Source organism: Streptosporangium sp. NPDC002607, assembly GCF_053592655.1.
In genome coordinates, this window is record NZ_JBSFWD010000011.1 from 16,331 (window position 1) to 31,115 (window position 14,785).

General features: G+C 71.0%; 14 protein-coding genes. 9 read left to right on the forward strand and 5 right to left on the reverse strand.

Annotation, left to right across the window (positions count from 1 at the left end):
- Positions 1 to 79 precede the first annotated feature (79 nt).
- Both ACWD3H_RS15195 and ACWD3H_RS15200 read right to left on the reverse strand, forming a co-directional pair.
- A complete protein-coding gene (locus ACWD3H_RS15195) occupies positions 80 to 448 on the reverse strand; it encodes an STAS domain-containing protein (RefSeq protein ID WP_355557171.1) in 369 nt (122 codons plus the stop codon).
- 57 nt (positions 449 to 505) lie between these two features.
- Entirely contained in the window at positions 506 to 2,008 is a 1,503-nt protein-coding gene (locus ACWD3H_RS15200; RefSeq protein ID WP_451955401.1) for an LCP family protein, read from the reverse strand.
- 66 nt (positions 2,009 to 2,074) lie between these two features.
- Here ACWD3H_RS15200 and ACWD3H_RS15205 point away from each other — a divergent pair, with 66 nt between their 5' ends.
- A complete protein-coding gene (locus ACWD3H_RS15205; RefSeq protein WP_451955490.1) occupies positions 2,075 to 3,094 on the forward strand; it encodes a glycosyltransferase family 2 protein in 1,020 nt (339 codons plus the stop codon).
- 25 nt (positions 3,095 to 3,119) lie between these two features.
- Here the strand turns inward: ACWD3H_RS15205 and ACWD3H_RS15210 are convergent, their stop codons facing one another.
- Positions 3,120 to 4,472, reverse strand: a complete 1,353-nt coding sequence (locus tag ACWD3H_RS15210; RefSeq protein ID WP_451955402.1) for an SDR family oxidoreductase — start codon at positions 4,470 to 4,472, stop codon at positions 3,120 to 3,122.
- Positions 4,473 to 4,627: 155 nt separating this feature from the next.
- Between ACWD3H_RS15210 and ACWD3H_RS15215 the strand changes: the two genes are divergently transcribed.
- The 8 genes from ACWD3H_RS15215 (at position 4,628) to ACWD3H_RS15250 (ending at position 12,734) form a co-directional block, all read left to right on the forward strand.
- On the forward strand, positions 4,628 to 6,265 hold the full coding sequence (locus ACWD3H_RS15215) for a CDP-alcohol phosphatidyltransferase family protein (protein ID WP_451955403.1): 1,638 nt from the start codon (positions 4,628 to 4,630) through the stop codon (positions 6,263 to 6,265).
- A 214-nt stretch (positions 6,266 to 6,479) separates the two neighbouring features.
- Positions 6,480 to 7,103, forward strand: a complete 624-nt coding sequence (locus ACWD3H_RS15220; protein ID WP_355615615.1) for a DUF5941 domain-containing protein — start codon at positions 6,480 to 6,482, stop codon at positions 7,101 to 7,103.
- Between the two features lie 106 nt (positions 7,104 to 7,209).
- A complete protein-coding gene (locus tag ACWD3H_RS15225; protein ID WP_030907488.1) occupies positions 7,210 to 7,944 on the forward strand; it encodes a phosphocholine cytidylyltransferase family protein in 735 nt (244 codons plus the stop codon).
- 5 nt (positions 7,945 to 7,949) lie between these two features.
- Complete coding sequence (locus tag ACWD3H_RS15230) at positions 7,950 to 8,990, forward strand: iron-containing alcohol dehydrogenase family protein (RefSeq protein WP_355615629.1); 1,041 nt, start codon at positions 7,950 to 7,952, stop codon at positions 8,988 to 8,990.
- Entirely contained in the window at positions 8,968 to 9,735 is a 768-nt protein-coding gene (locus ACWD3H_RS15235) for a CDP-alcohol phosphatidyltransferase family protein (RefSeq protein ID WP_030907483.1), read from the forward strand. The genes ACWD3H_RS15230 and ACWD3H_RS15235 overlap by 23 nt, the downstream gene beginning before the upstream one ends.
- Positions 9,736 to 9,931: 196 nt before the next feature.
- Positions 9,932 to 10,813, forward strand: a complete 882-nt coding sequence (locus ACWD3H_RS15240) for a glycosyltransferase family 2 protein (protein WP_350921116.1) — start codon at positions 9,932 to 9,934, stop codon at positions 10,811 to 10,813.
- 13 nt (positions 10,814 to 10,826) lie between these two features.
- Positions 10,827 to 11,702, forward strand: a complete 876-nt coding sequence (locus ACWD3H_RS15245) for a sugar kinase (protein WP_350920713.1) — start codon at positions 10,827 to 10,829, stop codon at positions 11,700 to 11,702.
- Between the two features lie 99 nt (positions 11,703 to 11,801).
- A complete protein-coding gene (locus tag ACWD3H_RS15250; RefSeq protein WP_451955404.1) occupies positions 11,802 to 12,734 on the forward strand; it encodes a ribonuclease Z in 933 nt (310 codons plus the stop codon).
- A 216-nt stretch (positions 12,735 to 12,950) separates the two neighbouring features.
- Here ACWD3H_RS15250 and ACWD3H_RS15255 read toward each other — a convergent pair whose 3' ends face one another.
- Entirely contained in the window at positions 12,951 to 13,688 is a 738-nt protein-coding gene (locus ACWD3H_RS15255; RefSeq protein ID WP_355557152.1) for an acetoacetate decarboxylase family protein, read from the reverse strand.
- On the reverse strand, positions 13,673 to 14,773 hold the full coding sequence (locus tag ACWD3H_RS15260) for a glycosyltransferase (protein ID WP_451955405.1): 1,101 nt from the start codon (positions 14,771 to 14,773) through the stop codon (positions 13,673 to 13,675). The genes ACWD3H_RS15255 and ACWD3H_RS15260 overlap by 16 nt, the downstream gene beginning before the upstream one ends.
- Between the last annotated feature and the right edge of the window lie 12 nt (positions 14,774 to 14,785).

The window sequence follows — 14,785 nt, forward strand, 5'->3', positions numbered from 1 at the left end:
AAAGGGTTGGGAGGGTGCTGCGAGAGTTGCGGAAGAGGAGGGTGAGCCGGCCGGGAAAGCTGCTCTGAGCTGGGGTGATTCAGTTCGTCGAGTGGCTCGGGGTCAGTGCGTCCAGCGCCTCGCGCAGGCTGCCGCGTACCTCGAAGTGCCGGTCGAGATTGGTGATCGTCAGCAGATGGGTGATCATGCCGGGACCCACCACCAGGATGAGGCGGCAGTGGGCCTCCCTGAGCCGGGTGAGGGTGCCCACCAGGACGCCCAGCCCCACCGAGTCGCAGAACGGCACCCTGGTCAGGTCGACCACCAGACCCGGGACGCCGGCACCGTCCAGGACGCGGTCGATCTCCGCGCGCAGCCGGGGAGCGACGGCCAGGTCAAGCTCGCCTGTCGCCCGCACGACCGCGCAGGGACCGCTGCGCCACGTCTGAACATCAAATGTCGAGATCACGGTCATCACCTCCGTGCCCCGCTGACTGCCCCAGCCGAAGATTGTTATGCGCATAAATCACTTTTTGCAGATGTTCTCCGTGGCCGTCCTCGCCGTTGGGGTCGCCAAGGGGGAGGCGGTCGGAGTCGCCGGTGCGGCCGTCTCCTTCACGGTGACCTTCTTCGGCGGCGCGTGTTTCAGGCCGACGACCACCTCGATCGCGTCACCGAGGCTCTCCACCCGGCGCGACTCCGCGCCGGGTAGCGCGGCGGCGACGGTGCGCGCCGAGTCCTCGCGGCCCGGACCGTACCGGACGACCGTCCTTTCGAAGCCCTTCTGCGGGGTGTTGCCGGCCGTCTCGGGCACCAGGAATCCGACCTTCTGCAGCTCGGCCCTGGTCTGCGCGCCCAGCCCCTTGATCGTGGTGCCGTTGAGAACCCTGAGGGAGATCCGCGCGGGCGGTACGGTCAGCGCGGGAGCCGAGGGGGAGGCCGAGGCGCTCGGGGTGGGTGTGGACTCGGCGGGTTTGGTCGGCTTGACGAGCGTCTCGTCGGCGGCGATCCGGCGGAACAGCTCCTTGGCCGCGTCCTTGTCCCAGAGCACGGCGGACTCGCCGGTCGGTGTCCGGTAGTCGACCTCGGCGAGCGGGACCGTGGCGAAGGCCACGTCGTCCGTGGAGACGTCCTTGAGCTGGTTGGCCAGGCCGAGCAGGTCCTTGCGGAGCGCGTCGTCCACCCGGACCGTGTCGAGGGCGGTGTCGACGAACGAGGCCAGCCTGATCGGGTTGGTGAGCGTGTCGCCGCTGAGTGCCTGGTTCAGCAGCGCGGAGATCACCTGCTGCTGGCGGTCGATGCGGTCCAGGTCGGAGCGGGCGGTGGCGCGGGTTCGGGCGTAGGAGAGGGCCTTGACGCCGTCGAAGGAGTAGGTGCCCGGCTCCAGGTTGAGCGCGGTCTTCGGGTCGTTGATCGGGACCGGTGTGCAGACCGAGATGCCGCCGAGCGCGTCGACCACGTTGATGAAGCCGAGCACGTTGACCTCGACGTAGTGGTGGAGGGTCAGGCCGGTGGCCGCCTGCACCGTGCGGGTCGCGAGCTTCGGGCCGCCGAGCTGGTAGGCCGCGTTGATCTTGTGCTGGCCCTTGCCGGGGATAGTCGTCCAGGTGTCGCGGGGGAGGCTGACCACGGTGACCCTGCGGTGGTCCTCCGACAGGTGGATCACCATCATGGTGTCGGTGCGCTCGCCGCTCTCGCGGCCCAGCTTGAGCTGGTTCTGCTGCTTGCGGGTGAGGTCGTCGCGCCTGTCGACGCCGACCACCAGGATGTTCATCGCGCCGCTGCTCGGCCGCGACTCCTGCAGCCCCGCGTCGACCGACTTGATCTTTGTCGTCGCGTAGTTCGTCAGCGCCCACGTCACTCCGGAGCTGCCCAGGACCAGGCACGAGAGCGTTCCCGCGATGACGAGACCGCGTCGCCTGGTGCGGGCACCCCTGGCTGACCTGCGGTCACGTCTCGGGTTCAATCGGACGCTGCCGTAGGCGTCGCCGCCCACGTGCACACCCGAATCCTCATGCGGGTCACGCATGCATGGCCCCCTAGGCTCCTGCTGGGTCGATGAGGTACCCGTTCGTACAGTAGCGTGAGCGACGCCATGAAGCAGTTCCCCGACTCGCCCGCGCCGGCGTCGTCTTCCGAGACACGTGTCTGGCCTCCGATCTCCATCGTCATCCCGGTGCTGAACGAGGAGCGCCATCTGCGGGAGGCGGTGCGTCAGGTGCTGTCGCAGCGGTACGAAGGACCGATCGAGGTCGTCCTCGCGATCGGCCCCTCCCGCGACCGCACCCAGGAAGTCGCCGACGAGATCGCCGCCGACGACCCCCGCGTGATCGTGGTCCCCAACCCCACGGGCCGGACTCCCAACGCGCTCAACGCCGCCATCGCCGCGTCAAGCAACAAGATCATCGCCAGGGTGGACGGCCACGCGATGCTCCCCGACGACTACCTCCGGGTCGCGGTCGAGACCCTTGAGGAGACCGGCGCGGACAACGTGGGCGGCATCATGGCCGCCGAGGGCGTCACGCCGTTCGAGCAGGCCGTGGCCCGCGCGATGACCTCCAAGATCGGTGTCGGCGGCGCCAGATTCCACACCGGCGGCACCGCGGGCCCGGCCGACACGGTCTACCTCGGCGTGTTCCGCCGGGAGGCTCTGGAACGGGTCGGCGGCTACGACGAGCACTTCCAGCGGGCCCAGGACTGGGAGATGAACCACCGCATCCGCGAGACGGGCGGCCTGGTCTGGTTCCAGCCCCGGATGCGCGTCTCCTACCGGCCGAGGCCCAACCTCAAGGCCCTCGCCAAGCAGTACTTCCACTACGGCCGCTGGCGCAGGGTGGTCGCCCGCACCCACGAGGGCACGATCAACCTGCGCTACCTGGCGCCGCCGCTGGCCGTGCTGGCCATCCTCGCCGGCCTGGTGGTCTCCCCCTTCCTCTGGCCGGGCCTGCTGATCCCCGGCGGCTACCTGGCGGCGATCCTGGCCGGCTCCGCGGTCACCGGCAGCGGCCTGCCGACCCAGGCACTCATCCGGCTGCCGCTGGTCTACGTCACCATGCACATGTCGTGGGGTTGGGGTTTTCTGACCAGTCCGAGGAGGTTCGGCAAGCCGGGCTGACCCATTTCACCGGGGCGTGAACCGGTCAGGGGCGGGCATCGACCACCTGGCCGGTGACGCCGGAGGCGAGCACGTCCAGCGAGGTGCGGGCGACGGTGCGCGGGGCGTCGCCCCGCCCGGGAACGACGCAGTTGACCCGTACCCCGTAGAAGGCCCATTCCCCCGCCAGCGCCCGGGTCAGACCGGCCACCGCGGCACCCGCGGCGGAGCGCAGGCTGTCATCGGCGCCCTCGACCCGGGCGGGGGCGTGGAACAGCAGGTGGCCCCGGGTCTCGCGGAGATGGGGGAGGGCGGCCCTGGCGATGTTGACCGGGCCCAGGTGGTGCACGTTCACGCTCTCGGCGATCGCGGTGTCGTCCACCGCGTCGAGCCGGCCCGAGGGCGCGGTCCCCGGGGCGTTGACCACGTAGTCGATCCCGCCCGTCTCCTTGGCGGCGTGGGCGAGCGCGTCGGCCACGGCGCCGGGGTCCTCGACACGCACCCCTTCGAGCGCCCCGGAGAGGTCGGACGGCCCGGGGAAGCGGAACACGCGGGCGCCGTGCTCTCCGGCCAGCTCCGCCACCTCGGCGCCCGCGCCGAAGACCACCACGGTCCTGCCCTCCATCGCCTCGCGCAGGGCGGAGGCCGAGGCGGGGGGAACGTCGCTCGCGGCGAGCCGCAGGAGCGTGTCGGCGATGAGGAGGTCCACCGGGTGGGTGACCTTCATGTTCCGCTCGCTGCCGGTCACCACGTGGATCGGCACCTCGGGCAGGTAGCGCAGCACCACGCCGCAGTCGTCGGTGGGCGGCCGGTCGCCGAAGCCGGGGTCGGCGAAGGCCCGCTGGTACGCCTCGCGGATCACCGAGAGCCGGAAGCACTGCGGGGTCTGGACGCGGCGCAGGGTGGCACGGTCGGGGACGTCACGGACGATCTCCCCGTCCGGCCCCTGCGAGGTCACCACGATCGTGTCGGAGCTCGGGATCGCCACCTCGACGGCCGAGCAGGTCCTCAGCGCCTCGACGCAGTCGGTGATGATCCTCCTGTCCGCCAGCGGGCGTACGGCGTCGTGCAGCAGCACGTCGCACTCCCGTGGCCCCAGGGCCCGCAGCGCCCGCCAGGTGGTCTCCGGGCGGCTCTGGCCGCCCTCCAGGACCTGGGTGACCTTCGCGAAGCCGTTCCGCTCGACGATCCGCTCCACCTCCCCGGTGAAGCCGGGCGCCATCAGCACGATGACCTCGTCGATCTCCGGCGCCTCCTCGAACAGGGTGAGGGTGTGTTCCAGGATCGTCCGGCCCGCTATCTCCAGCAGCTGCTTGGGGGTGCCGAGGCCGACGCGCCGGCCGACGCCGCCTGCCAGGACCACTCCGACGGTTCGAGGACGCGGTTCACGTTCGGCCAAGATCAGATTCCTTTGACAGTTCGGATATGGCGAGCGTAATGGGTGCGTACCCGATCGTCCGGCGTGCTCCCGTGCTATCCCGTCAAGATCTAGCTACCCTGAGTGCGCACTCCCCGATTCGTACGGTGATCCCGTCGGATACGAAGGAGCCCGGATTGCCTGACTCTCACACCGCCTCCCAGACGGCCACGGTCGTGCTCGCCACCACCGAGGCGTCCGCCCTGCGCTGTCCCGCCGGAACGCTGCTCGACAGGCTGACCGGACAGCTTGCCACACTCTCGGTGCGGGAGGTGCACGTGGTGGCCCGCTCCAGCGACATCATCCACGCGCCCGGCGGCACCCACATGATCGGCGCCGAGGGGTCGCGGGGGCTCGCCGACGACCTGCGCAGGGTCGCGAAGGTGGCTCGCTCGTCCATCGGCCCCGTGCTGCTGGTCGCCGGTGACCTGGTGGCGCACACCGAGGCGCTGGCCATGCTCACCGAGCATCCGGCCCGTGACACCCGCGCGCTGGTGAGCGAGGGCGAGAGGGCCGCGCCGGGGCCGTCACGCCCGCCGGTCAGGATCGACGGCGGGAACGTGGTGGCCGCGGGCACCTCCTTCCACGAGGTGGGCGAGGCGGACGGCACCTTCAGGGGCGCGCTCCAGGTAGGAGTGTCCGACCTGACGCGCCTCGCCGAGGCCGCCGAGACGCTCGCCGAGCTCGCCGAGGCGGGCGGCTTCGGCCCGATGGACGGCGGCGAGGCCCCGCAGCTGCTCCTGGTCGGTCTGGTCCGCGCCGGTGTCCCGGTGCGCGCGGCCGGGCTCGGCCGGCTGCACGGCGACCGGATGGTCGAGCAGGCGGACGTGGACTCGGCGGTGCCGAGGCTGGCGGAGGTCGACGAGGCCGAGGCCCGGCTGGACGGCGCGGTCAAGACCAACGACGGCTTCTTCGCCACGTACGGGGTGAGCTCCTGGTCCAGGCACCTGGTGAAGCTCGCCGCCAGGCTCGGTCTGACGCCGAACGCGATCACCGGCATGTCCGTCGGCCTGGCCGCGCTCGCCGCGGTCTGGTTCTCCACGGGCACCCGGCAGGCCCTGATCGCCGGGGCGGTCCTGCTCTACCTGTCGTTCGTGCTCGACTGCGTCGACGGCCAGCTCGCCCGCTACACCCGTGCCTTCTCGCCGTTCGGGGCCTGGCTGGACGCCACCTTCGACCGGGTCAAGGAGTACGTCGTCTACGTGGGCCTCGCCTTCGGGTACGCGGCCGGGCTGGAGGCCACCGGCGGCGGACCCGACGGCATCTGGGGGCTCGCGGTGGCCGCGATGATCCTGCAGCTGCTCCGGCACATGATCGATTTCTCGTACGCGGGGGCGCGTGCCGACGCCGCCCGGGTGGGCGCGGCCTGGGCCAGGACGCCGGGCTCGCCGGGCTCGCCGGGTGACCCGGCCGATGACGCCAGACGGCCGGTGCCGCTCCGCGAGCCGGAGCGGCAAGCCGCACCGGCGGGTACCGGTGCCGTGCGGGCCGCGGACGGCGGGGCCGAGCAGGACACCGGGAGAGCGGCCGGGGACGGCGACGGGCCGGGTACGGGCAACGCGATCGTGCGGCTCTCGCGGACCATGGAGAAGGCGTCCCCCACCCGCTGGTTCAAGAAGATCATCGTGCTGCCCATCGGGGAGCGGATGGCCCTGATCGCGGTGACCGCCGCCCTCTTCAACGCCCGGGTGACCTTCGTCGCGCTGCTGGTCTGGGGTGGGATCGCCGCGACCTACACTCTCGCGGGCCGGATGGGCAGGTCGTTGAGCCGGTGACTGGAGACGGCGGGCGCGCGGCAGGGCGGGGTGGGCCCGCCACGAGACGGGAGGCCCCGGCGTGGACGGGGGCTCCGCCGGGGCGGCGGCTCCCGCCATCAAGTCGGCCGGTCACGGGATCGGCCGGGCCTGTCACGGGGCAGGCGGTGTCCGTCGCGGGGCGGGCAGGAACGGTCGGGCTTTCCGCGGGGCGACTGGGAAAACGGATGTGATCATGGTTTCTGTGCATATGGCGCCGGTGCCGCGTAGTGCCGTGGTCGCCTACCGGGACGACGGGGTGCCGTCGAGGGCCATGGGCGCACTGGTCGCCGGGCAGCTGCCGCCGCTGCCGCCCGCCATCGTCGGGATGTTCGTGACCGGGGTGCTGCTGCTGGTCGGCGTGGCCGGCACCGACGGGCTGGCGGTCTTCGCCCCCGCGGTGGCGCTGCTGCTCGCCGGTCCGGGCAGCTCCCACCCGCACGACGGCCGGCTCGACTGGCTGGTGCCGCCGATCCTGCGTCTCACCGAGTACGGCTTCGTGGCCTCGGTGGGCTTCGCGCACGACGTGCCGCCGTGGCTGATCCTCATGCTGCTCGGCGCGATGGCCTTCCACCACTACGACGTCGTCTACCGTCTCCGGCAGCGGGTCTACCCGCCGGCCTGGCTGGCCACATCCGGCCTCGGCTGGGACGGCAGGATGCTGCTGGTCGCCCTCGGCGGCCTCGCCGGGCAGGTCACGCTGGTGTTCGTGCTGCTCTCGCTGTACCTGTGGTGCCTTTTCAGCTGGGAGAGCATCACCTGCTGGCTGGCCGCCCCGAGGTTCGGGATGGACGCGGCCGACCTCGGCGCACACGATTGAGAACACCCGGCAAACCCTCAATTACACGATCAGGGCCTGAAGGCAACTAACCTTTGGGGCCTAGGAGTGCCCGCCGGGAGGCTCTCACCCGAATGAGGAGTGCGCGTTGCTGGGAATGGTGCTGGCCGCCGGGGCCGGACGGCGTCTGCGGCCGTACACGGACACGCTGCCCAAGGCGCTCGTGCCGGTCGACGGCGACACCACGATCATGGACATCTCGCTGCGTAACCTCGCGGCGGCCGATCTCCGCGATGTCGTGGTCATCGTCGGTTACCAGGCGCAGGCCGTACACGAGCGCAAGGCCGAGCTGGAGCGGCGGCACGGCGTGAAGCTCACCCTCGTGCACAACGACAAGGCCGAGGAGTGGAACAACGCCTACTCCCTGTGGTGCGCGCGCGACTACTTCGACCAGGGTGTGCTCCTGGTCAACGGTGACACGGTGCACCCCGTCTCGGTGGAGGAGACACTGCTCTCCGCGCCCGCGACCACCGACATCCTGCTCGCGGTCGACGACGTCAAGAAGCTCGCCGACGAGGAGATGAAGGTCACCCTCGACGGCGGCCGTCACCTGCGGCTGATCACCAAGCTGATGGATCCGGCCGAGGCCGCCGGTGAGTACATCGGCGCCACGCTCATCCGTCCCGGCATCGGTGAGCGCCTCGCCGACGCGCTCCAGGCCACCTTCGAGCGCGACCCGCAGCTCTACTACGAGGACGGTTACCAGGAGCTCGTGGCCCGAGGCGAGAAGATCGCGGTCGCCCCGATCGGCGACGTCCCGTGGGTCGAGGTAGACAACCACGACGACCTCGCCAAGGCGCGGGAGATCGCGTGCCGATACTAGCCAGGATGCTCCCGGCGCCCTTGTCCATGGAGGTGCGGCGGGGCGCGATCGCCCAGCTCGGATCGTTGCTGGCGGACAGCCGGGTGGCGACCTCCGGGCGGGTGGCGGTGGCGGTGGGGCCGGGCCAGGGAGACAGGATCACCTCGGTGATCGCTCCCTCGCTCGACGAGGCCAGGTTCTTCCGGGTCCCGGACGGCTCGGTGGACGAGGCGGTCTCGCTCGGCGCCGAGCTGCGCAAGGGCGCGTACGAGGCGGTCGTGGGCATCGGCGGTGGCAAGACCATCGACGTGACCAAGTACGCCGCGTCGCTGGCCGGGATCCCGATGGTGGCGGTGGCCACCAACCTGTCGCACGACGGGATCTGCTCGCCGGTGGCCTCGCTGACGCACGACGGCGGCAAGGGCTCCTTCGGCGTGCCCATGCCGCTGGCCATCATGGTGGATCTCGATTTCGTCCACGACGCGCCCGCCTCGCTGGTCCGTTCCGGGGTCGGCGACGTGGTCAGCAACCTCTCGGCGATCGAGGACTGGCAGCTCGGCGCGAGCGAGCGCGGCGAGCCGATCGACGGCCTGGCCTGCGCGATGGCCCGCACCGCGGCGGAGGCGGTGATCGGCAGGGCCGACTCGATCGAGGCCGACGCGTTCCTGACCGTGCTGGCCGAGGCGCTCATCCTGTCGGGCATGTCGATGGTGGTCGCCGGGTCTTCCCGTCCTTCGAGTGGCGGAGACCATGAGATCCTGCATGCCGTGGATCAGCTTTTTCCCGGCACCTCCAACCACGGCGAGCTCGCCGGGATAGGTGCCGCGTTCTGCTTCTTCCTCCGCGAGGACTCACGGAGGCTCAACCAGGTCGTCGACTGCCTGCGCGGGCATGAGCTGCCGGTCAGCCCCACCGACGTGGGATTGTCCGCGGCCCAGTTCACCGAGGCGGTCATACTGGCGCCGGCCACCCGCCCCGGTCGCTACACGATCCTTGAGCACCTGCGCCTGTCGGAGCCGGAGATTCGTGATCGGGTGGAGGATTATGTCCGGGCCGTCGGTCGCTGAGCTCCGTGCGGTGGCCCAGCCGCACTCGACCATGGAACGCAACAGCGGCGAGCACTGGGCCGGCGTGCTCTACATGCGCAAACTGTCGATCTACGTCACCTGGTTCCTCGCCAAGACGCCGATCACGCCCAACCAGACCACCTGGCTGATGATCCTCACCGGGTTGCTGGCCGGAGTGGTGCTCGCGCTGCCCGGCCTCTGGGCGGCCGTGCTGGCGGCCCTGCTGGTCCAGCTCTACCTGCTGCTCGACTGCTCCGACGGCGAGTTGGCCCGCTGGACCCGGCGCACCTCCATCACCGGCGTCTACCTCGACCGGGTCGGCCACTACTTCGCCGAGGCCGCCCTGCTCATCGGGCTGGGGTTCCGGGCGTCGGAGATCCTGCCCGACTGGTACACCGTGACGGGCTTCGCCGCCGCGCTCGGCGCCATCCTGATCAAGGCGGAGACCGACCTGGTCGACGTGGCCCGCGCCCGCTCCGGGCTGGTCGCGGCGAGTGAGGCCTCGGCCGAGCACTTCCAGTCGCGCGGGCTGGGCCTGGCGCGTAAGGCCGCGGCGGCGCTGAGGTTCCACCGGATCGTGCAGGCGGTCGAGCTGTCCCTCCTCGTCGTGGTCGCGGCGATCTGGGACGCGATCAACGGAGGGCTGGCCGCGACGAGGGTGCTCGTGGTGGCCTGCGTGGTCGTCGCGGTGCTGCAGATGATCCTGCATCTGATCAGCATTCTGGCGTCCAGGCGGCTTTCATGAGGAACCGGATGGCGTCCGGGCGCGTCGTAGGTGCGAACACCTTACTGTTTGGCAGGTGTTCGCCGACGGTTCCGATACGCTTGTTTCCCGGTAAACAAGGAAGCATTGACCCTGCCAGAATTGCCCGATCCAGCAGACTCGGTGATCATGAACGTATGCTCCGTACGTGCTTTCGACGCGTCAAGGCGATGACCCGTTGAAGATCTCGTGCGTCATCCTCACCATGGGTAACCGGATCCCAGAGCTGGACCGGGCGGTCGAGTCCGCGCTGAACCAGGTCGACGGCGACGTCGAGGTGGTCATCGTCGGCAACGGCACCGATGTTCCCGAGCTGTCGGCCACCGTGCCCGAGGGGTCCTCGGCCTCGATCAGAAGCGTGCGGCTGAGCCACAACGCGGGCATTCCCGCGGGCCGCAACCGTGGCGTCGAGGAGTGCACGGGCGACGTCGTCCTCTTCCTCGACGACGACGGCTGGTACGCCGACCAGGGGCTCGTCTCCCACCTGCGGGAGCGCTTCTCCACCGAGCACGACCTCGCGGTCGTCTCCTTCCGGGTGAAGGACCCCGACGGCGGCATCGGCCAGCGCCGCCACGTTCCCCGCCTGCGGGCGGGCGACCCTGAGCGGTCCTCCCCGGTCACCACCTTCCTGGGCGGCGCGTGCGCCATCCGCCGGTCGGCGTTCCTCCAGGTCGGCGGGCTTCCCGAGCGCTTCTTCTACGCCCATGAGGAGACCGACCTGGCCTGGCGGCTCCTCGGTGAGGGCTACCGCATCGAGTACGACGCCAAGACGGTCATGTACCACCCACAGGTCCCCCCGACCAGGCACACGGACTTCTACCGGCTCAACGCCCGCAACCGGGTCTGGCTGGCCCGCCGCAACCTTCCCTGGGTGCTCGCGACGCTCTACCTGCTCAACTGGAGCGTGCTGACCCTGGTCCGCGAGCGCTCGGGGCCCGCCCTGCGCGCCTGGTTCAAGGGCTTCGGCGAGGGGCTCAGAGAACCCGCGGGGGAGCGTCGCCCGATGGGCTGGAAGACCGCCTGGCGCATGCTGCGCCTCGGCCGCCCACCGATCGTCTGAGTCCCGCTCCGGCATGGACGTCTACACTCTCGGCGAGGCCTTCGGCGTGGTCACCAGCGGCCGGATCCGCCATGAGCACGAGGCCAGGCTGGACGTCGCCGGCGCCGAGTTCAACGTCGCGATCGGGCTGTCCAGGCTCGGCCACCGGGTGAGCTGGCTGGGCAAGGTCGGTGGTGACGAGCTGGGGTCCAGGATCCTCACCGTGCTGCGCGGCGAGGGGGTGGACGTCTCCGACGTCCGGGTGGACGAGGGATCGCCGACCGGGATGCTCCTGAAGGAGTCGAGGCTCGGTCAGGCCGCCAGGGTCACCTACTACCGCACAGGTGCCAGGCTCGCCCAGGGGAACGTTCCCGTCGACCGGGTCGCGGCCTCGCGCGTCCTGCACGTCAGCGGGATCACCGCCGCGCTGAGCGCGCGCGACGCCATGCACGCCGCGGTACGGGCCGCGCGGACCGCGAGGGTCCCCGTCTCGGTGGCGATCGACTACCACGACCAGCTCTGGCCCGACCTGCGGGAGGCCGAGGAGATCCTCAGCGTGCTGGCCTGCTCGGCGGACGTGCTGTTCGTCCGGCAGAGCGAGCTCGACCTGGTCAAGCCCGCGCTCACCGGAGACCGCGAGGTCATCGTGATACGCGGCGCCCGGGGGGCGAGCGTCCGGGTCGACGGCGTCCGCCACGACGCCGCCGGCATCTCCGCGCCGGTGGTCGATCCCAACGGCTCGGGGGACGCCTTCGTCTCGGGCTATCTCAGCGCGGCGCTGGAGGGACTGCACCCGACCGACCGGCTGCGCCGCGGGTTCCTGCTCGCCGCCTTCGCCTCGTCCGGCCCCAGCGACTGGCAGGGCCTCCCGACCAGAGCCGAGCTGCCCCTGCTGGAACTCGACGGCTGACTCCGTACCGGGGCCGTCGAGACCCGCCGGTGGGGCCGGGGCACGGGACTCCCCCGTTATCCGGTCGCTCGCCGCCCCCGGTTAAGTGATCATTGACGTATGTCCGCACGTGAGATTGTTGTGCTCGGTTCCGCCAGTGCGGTTCCCACCCGTACCCGTAATCACAACGGCTATCTGCTGCACTGGGACGGACACGGCCTGCTGTTCGACCCGGGAGAGGGGACGCAGCGGCAGATGATTCACGCCGGGTTCAGCGTGCACGACGTCAACTGGATCTGCCTGACCCACTTCCACGGCGACCACTGCCTCGGAGTGCCGGGAATCGTCCAGCGGATGTCACGTGACGGGGTGGCCGAGGCGAACGCGGCCTTCCCCGCCAGCGGTGCGCTCTACTGGGAGCGGCTGCGGCATGCGACGATCTTCCACGACACCATCCGGATCCGTGAGCAGCCGCTCGGCGGCTCCGTGGTGGAACTCGACACCGCCGACGCGCCGTTCACCCTGACGGCCCGCCGGCTCGACCATCCGGTGGAGGCGTATGGCTATCGCCTGGTCGAGCCCGACGGCATCACCATGCTGCCTGACGAACTCGCCGCCCGAGGCGTGCACGGTCTCGCCATCCGTCGGCTGCGGGAGGACGGCCAGGTCACCGCTCCGGACGGCACGGTGGTGACCCTGGGTGAGTGCAGCGTGCATCGTCCCGGGCAACGGTTCGCCTTCATCATGGACACCCGCCTCTGCGACCCGGTCTTCGAGTTGGCCGACGGGGCGGATCTGCTGGTCATCGAGTCGACCTTCCTGGACGAGGACGCCGCGCTGGCCCGTGACTACGGCCATCTCACCGCCGGCCAGGCCGCCAAGGTCGCCTCCGAGGCCGGCGTCCGGCGGCTGGTCCTCACCCATTTCTCCGAGCGGTACCGCGCCGAGGACGAGCACCGCTTCGCCGACCAGGCGGCCGCCGTGTTCCGTGGCGACGTCGTCGTCGCCCACGACCTCGCCCGCGTCCCGGTCCCGCCCCGCAGACGGGTGTGAACGCCGCCTGCCCGTTCGTCGGGCGTTGATGCTGACCAGGGAGGCTCTGTACCAGGTCAGCGATAGCGGCCTGGGGCACATTCGGTGACCGGTGGCCAAAGGCGGTACGGCTCCGCCAGGCGCCCGCTCCGGCCTCCGGCATGGGTGCGGTAGTCGAACCACGGGCTCTCGTGGTCGTGGCAGGCCGCCGCGATCGCGGTGACCGGCCGGACCCCGCTAAGGCTCCTTGGCCTCGTTGAAGGTCATGGCCATGTGGGAGACCGTGGTCGTGGCCAGGGCTCGTTTGGGCAGGCCGAGTTCGCTCAGTTCCTTGGCGATCGGGTGGTTGCCCAGGCGGATCAGGGCGCCGCCGGGGCGGGTGCGGATGCCGCGGGGGGACATCGACCACGGGATGCGGCGGGTGACGCCATCTGAGTGGCTGTAGGCGTCGAGGGCGGTCATCATGCCGGTGCCCGGCACCGGGACGCCGGGTTTGATCAGCAGGTCCAGCACCAGGCGGCCGTCCTTACGCAGGATGCACCGCTTGTAGGGGGAGGACGTGCGCAGGTCGATGTCGGCCAGTTCCTTGGGAAAACCCCAGATCGTGCGGCCCGCCTCCAGGGTGAAGCCCTGGTCGACCGGGAGCCAGTGGACGAACGCCCCGGCGCCGGTCCTGCGTAGCTCGGACAGGTTCGCGCGCAGCCCGCCGCCGGGGGCGTGGTCCGCGCCGGGTGGCCTGGCCAGGAAGGCGATGCCGAACTCGTGGTAGGGGCCCAGGTCGCCGTCGCGGTAGTCGGCGAACATCAGCGTGCACAGGGCCTTGCGGGGCAGCACCTCGGCGACGTCGAGGTGGGAGTAGGCGATCACGGCCCGTGCGGCGTCCGCCCGGACCAGGTAGGAGGCGCTGCAGACCATGGCGTCTCGGACGCGGACCGGCATGGCGATCTCGCGCCCCTGAATCAGATGGCGTGCCATGCCTCCAGTAGACCAATCTCCAGGCCGGACGTCACCGGTCTGCCCGCCCATTCCTCCAACCGCCCGACGAACGCGCCCGCGTGGTCCGGCCAGTTGTGGTGGGCCAGGGCCTCGGCGTGGCCGCGCCCGCCCATCTCCGCGGCCCCGGTGGGATCGTCCCGCAGCGTCAGCACCGCGCGCACCGCCGCCCCGACGTCGCCGAAGGGTACGACGACCCCGCAGCCGGTCCGCTCGACCAGGGCGGCGACGGCGGGCAGCGGCGTGGTGACCACGGGGACGCCCCGGGACATGTAGTCGATGATCTTGGCCGGTACGGGCCGGTGACCGGGCGCGTCGTGCGGGAGCGACAGCCCGGCGATCGCCCCCTCGGCCATCCGCAGCGCGTGCCGGTTGGGCACATAGCCGTACCAGTCGAGCAGGCCCTCCCGCTGCGCGTCCCGGAGCAGCGGCCTGACCCCGGCGTCGGCGGCGCCGATCAGGTCGAGCCTGATCCCGTGGGGGAGCAGCCGCCTGGCCGTCTCGATCAGCTCGGCCACGCCTCCGGCCTCGGAGAGGTGACCGATGTGGACCACCCGGTCGCGGCCGGGCCGCGCGGGCGGGTTCTCGGGTACGCAGGCGGTGTTGGGGACGACCGGGTGGGGCAGGGAGAAGCGGTCCCGGTAGGAGTCGTCGGCCAGGATCAGGCGCAGCCGGTGTTCCGCTCGGGCCTCGATCCGGCGTACCAGCGAGGGCAGGGCCCGGTGCCCGGGCGTGGCGCCGGCCTCACCGCGTACGTCCCAGACGGTGGTGGGGCGGCGCCTGGGCAGGCGGGAGAGCAGCTCCGGGTCGTACACGATCAGCAGGTCGGCGCCCTCGACCCCGCGGCTGAGAGCTCCCCTGGCGGCCTTCAGCGCGCGCCTGCGGTGGTTGCCGATCGCCCGGGGCACGTCGATCGCCCGGATCCGCGGATCCGGAGTGACGTTGCAGTCGGTGAAGGGGGCGACGTAGGTGATGTCGTGCCCGGCGTCGAGAAGCGCCCGGATCTGCCGATGCGCGATCCGGGCGTCTTCTGGATGATGAACGATTGTCGCGACGCATACCCGCATATGCCGATGCTG

Coding starts and splice junctions, on each gene's coding strand:
- ACWD3H_RS15200 (WP_451955401.1), bottom strand. CDS start 2,008: ATGCGTGACCCGCATGAGGATTCGGGTGTGCACGTGGGCGGCGACGCC.
- ACWD3H_RS15205 (WP_451955490.1), top strand. CDS start 2,075: ATGAAGCAGTTCCCCGACTCGCCCGCGCCGGCGTCGTCTTCCGAGACA.
- ACWD3H_RS15220 (WP_355615615.1), top strand. CDS start 6,480: ATGGTTTCTGTGCATATGGCGCCGGTGCCGCGTAGTGCCGTGGTCGCC.
- ACWD3H_RS15230 (WP_355615629.1), top strand. CDS start 7,950: ATGCTCCCGGCGCCCTTGTCCATGGAGGTGCGGCGGGGCGCGATCGCC.
- ACWD3H_RS15235 (WP_030907483.1), top strand. CDS start 8,968: ATGTCCGGGCCGTCGGTCGCTGAGCTCCGTGCGGTGGCCCAGCCGCAC.
- ACWD3H_RS15245 (WP_350920713.1), top strand. CDS start 10,827: ATGGACGTCTACACTCTCGGCGAGGCCTTCGGCGTGGTCACCAGCGGC.
- ACWD3H_RS15250 (WP_451955404.1), top strand. CDS start 11,802: ATGTCCGCACGTGAGATTGTTGTGCTCGGTTCCGCCAGTGCGGTTCCC.
- ACWD3H_RS15255 (WP_355557152.1), bottom strand. CDS start 13,688: ATGGCACGCCATCTGATTCAGGGGCGCGAGATCGCCATGCCGGTCCGC.
- ACWD3H_RS15260 (WP_451955405.1), bottom strand. CDS start 14,773: ATGCGGGTATGCGTCGCGACAATCGTTCATCATCCAGAAGACGCCCGG.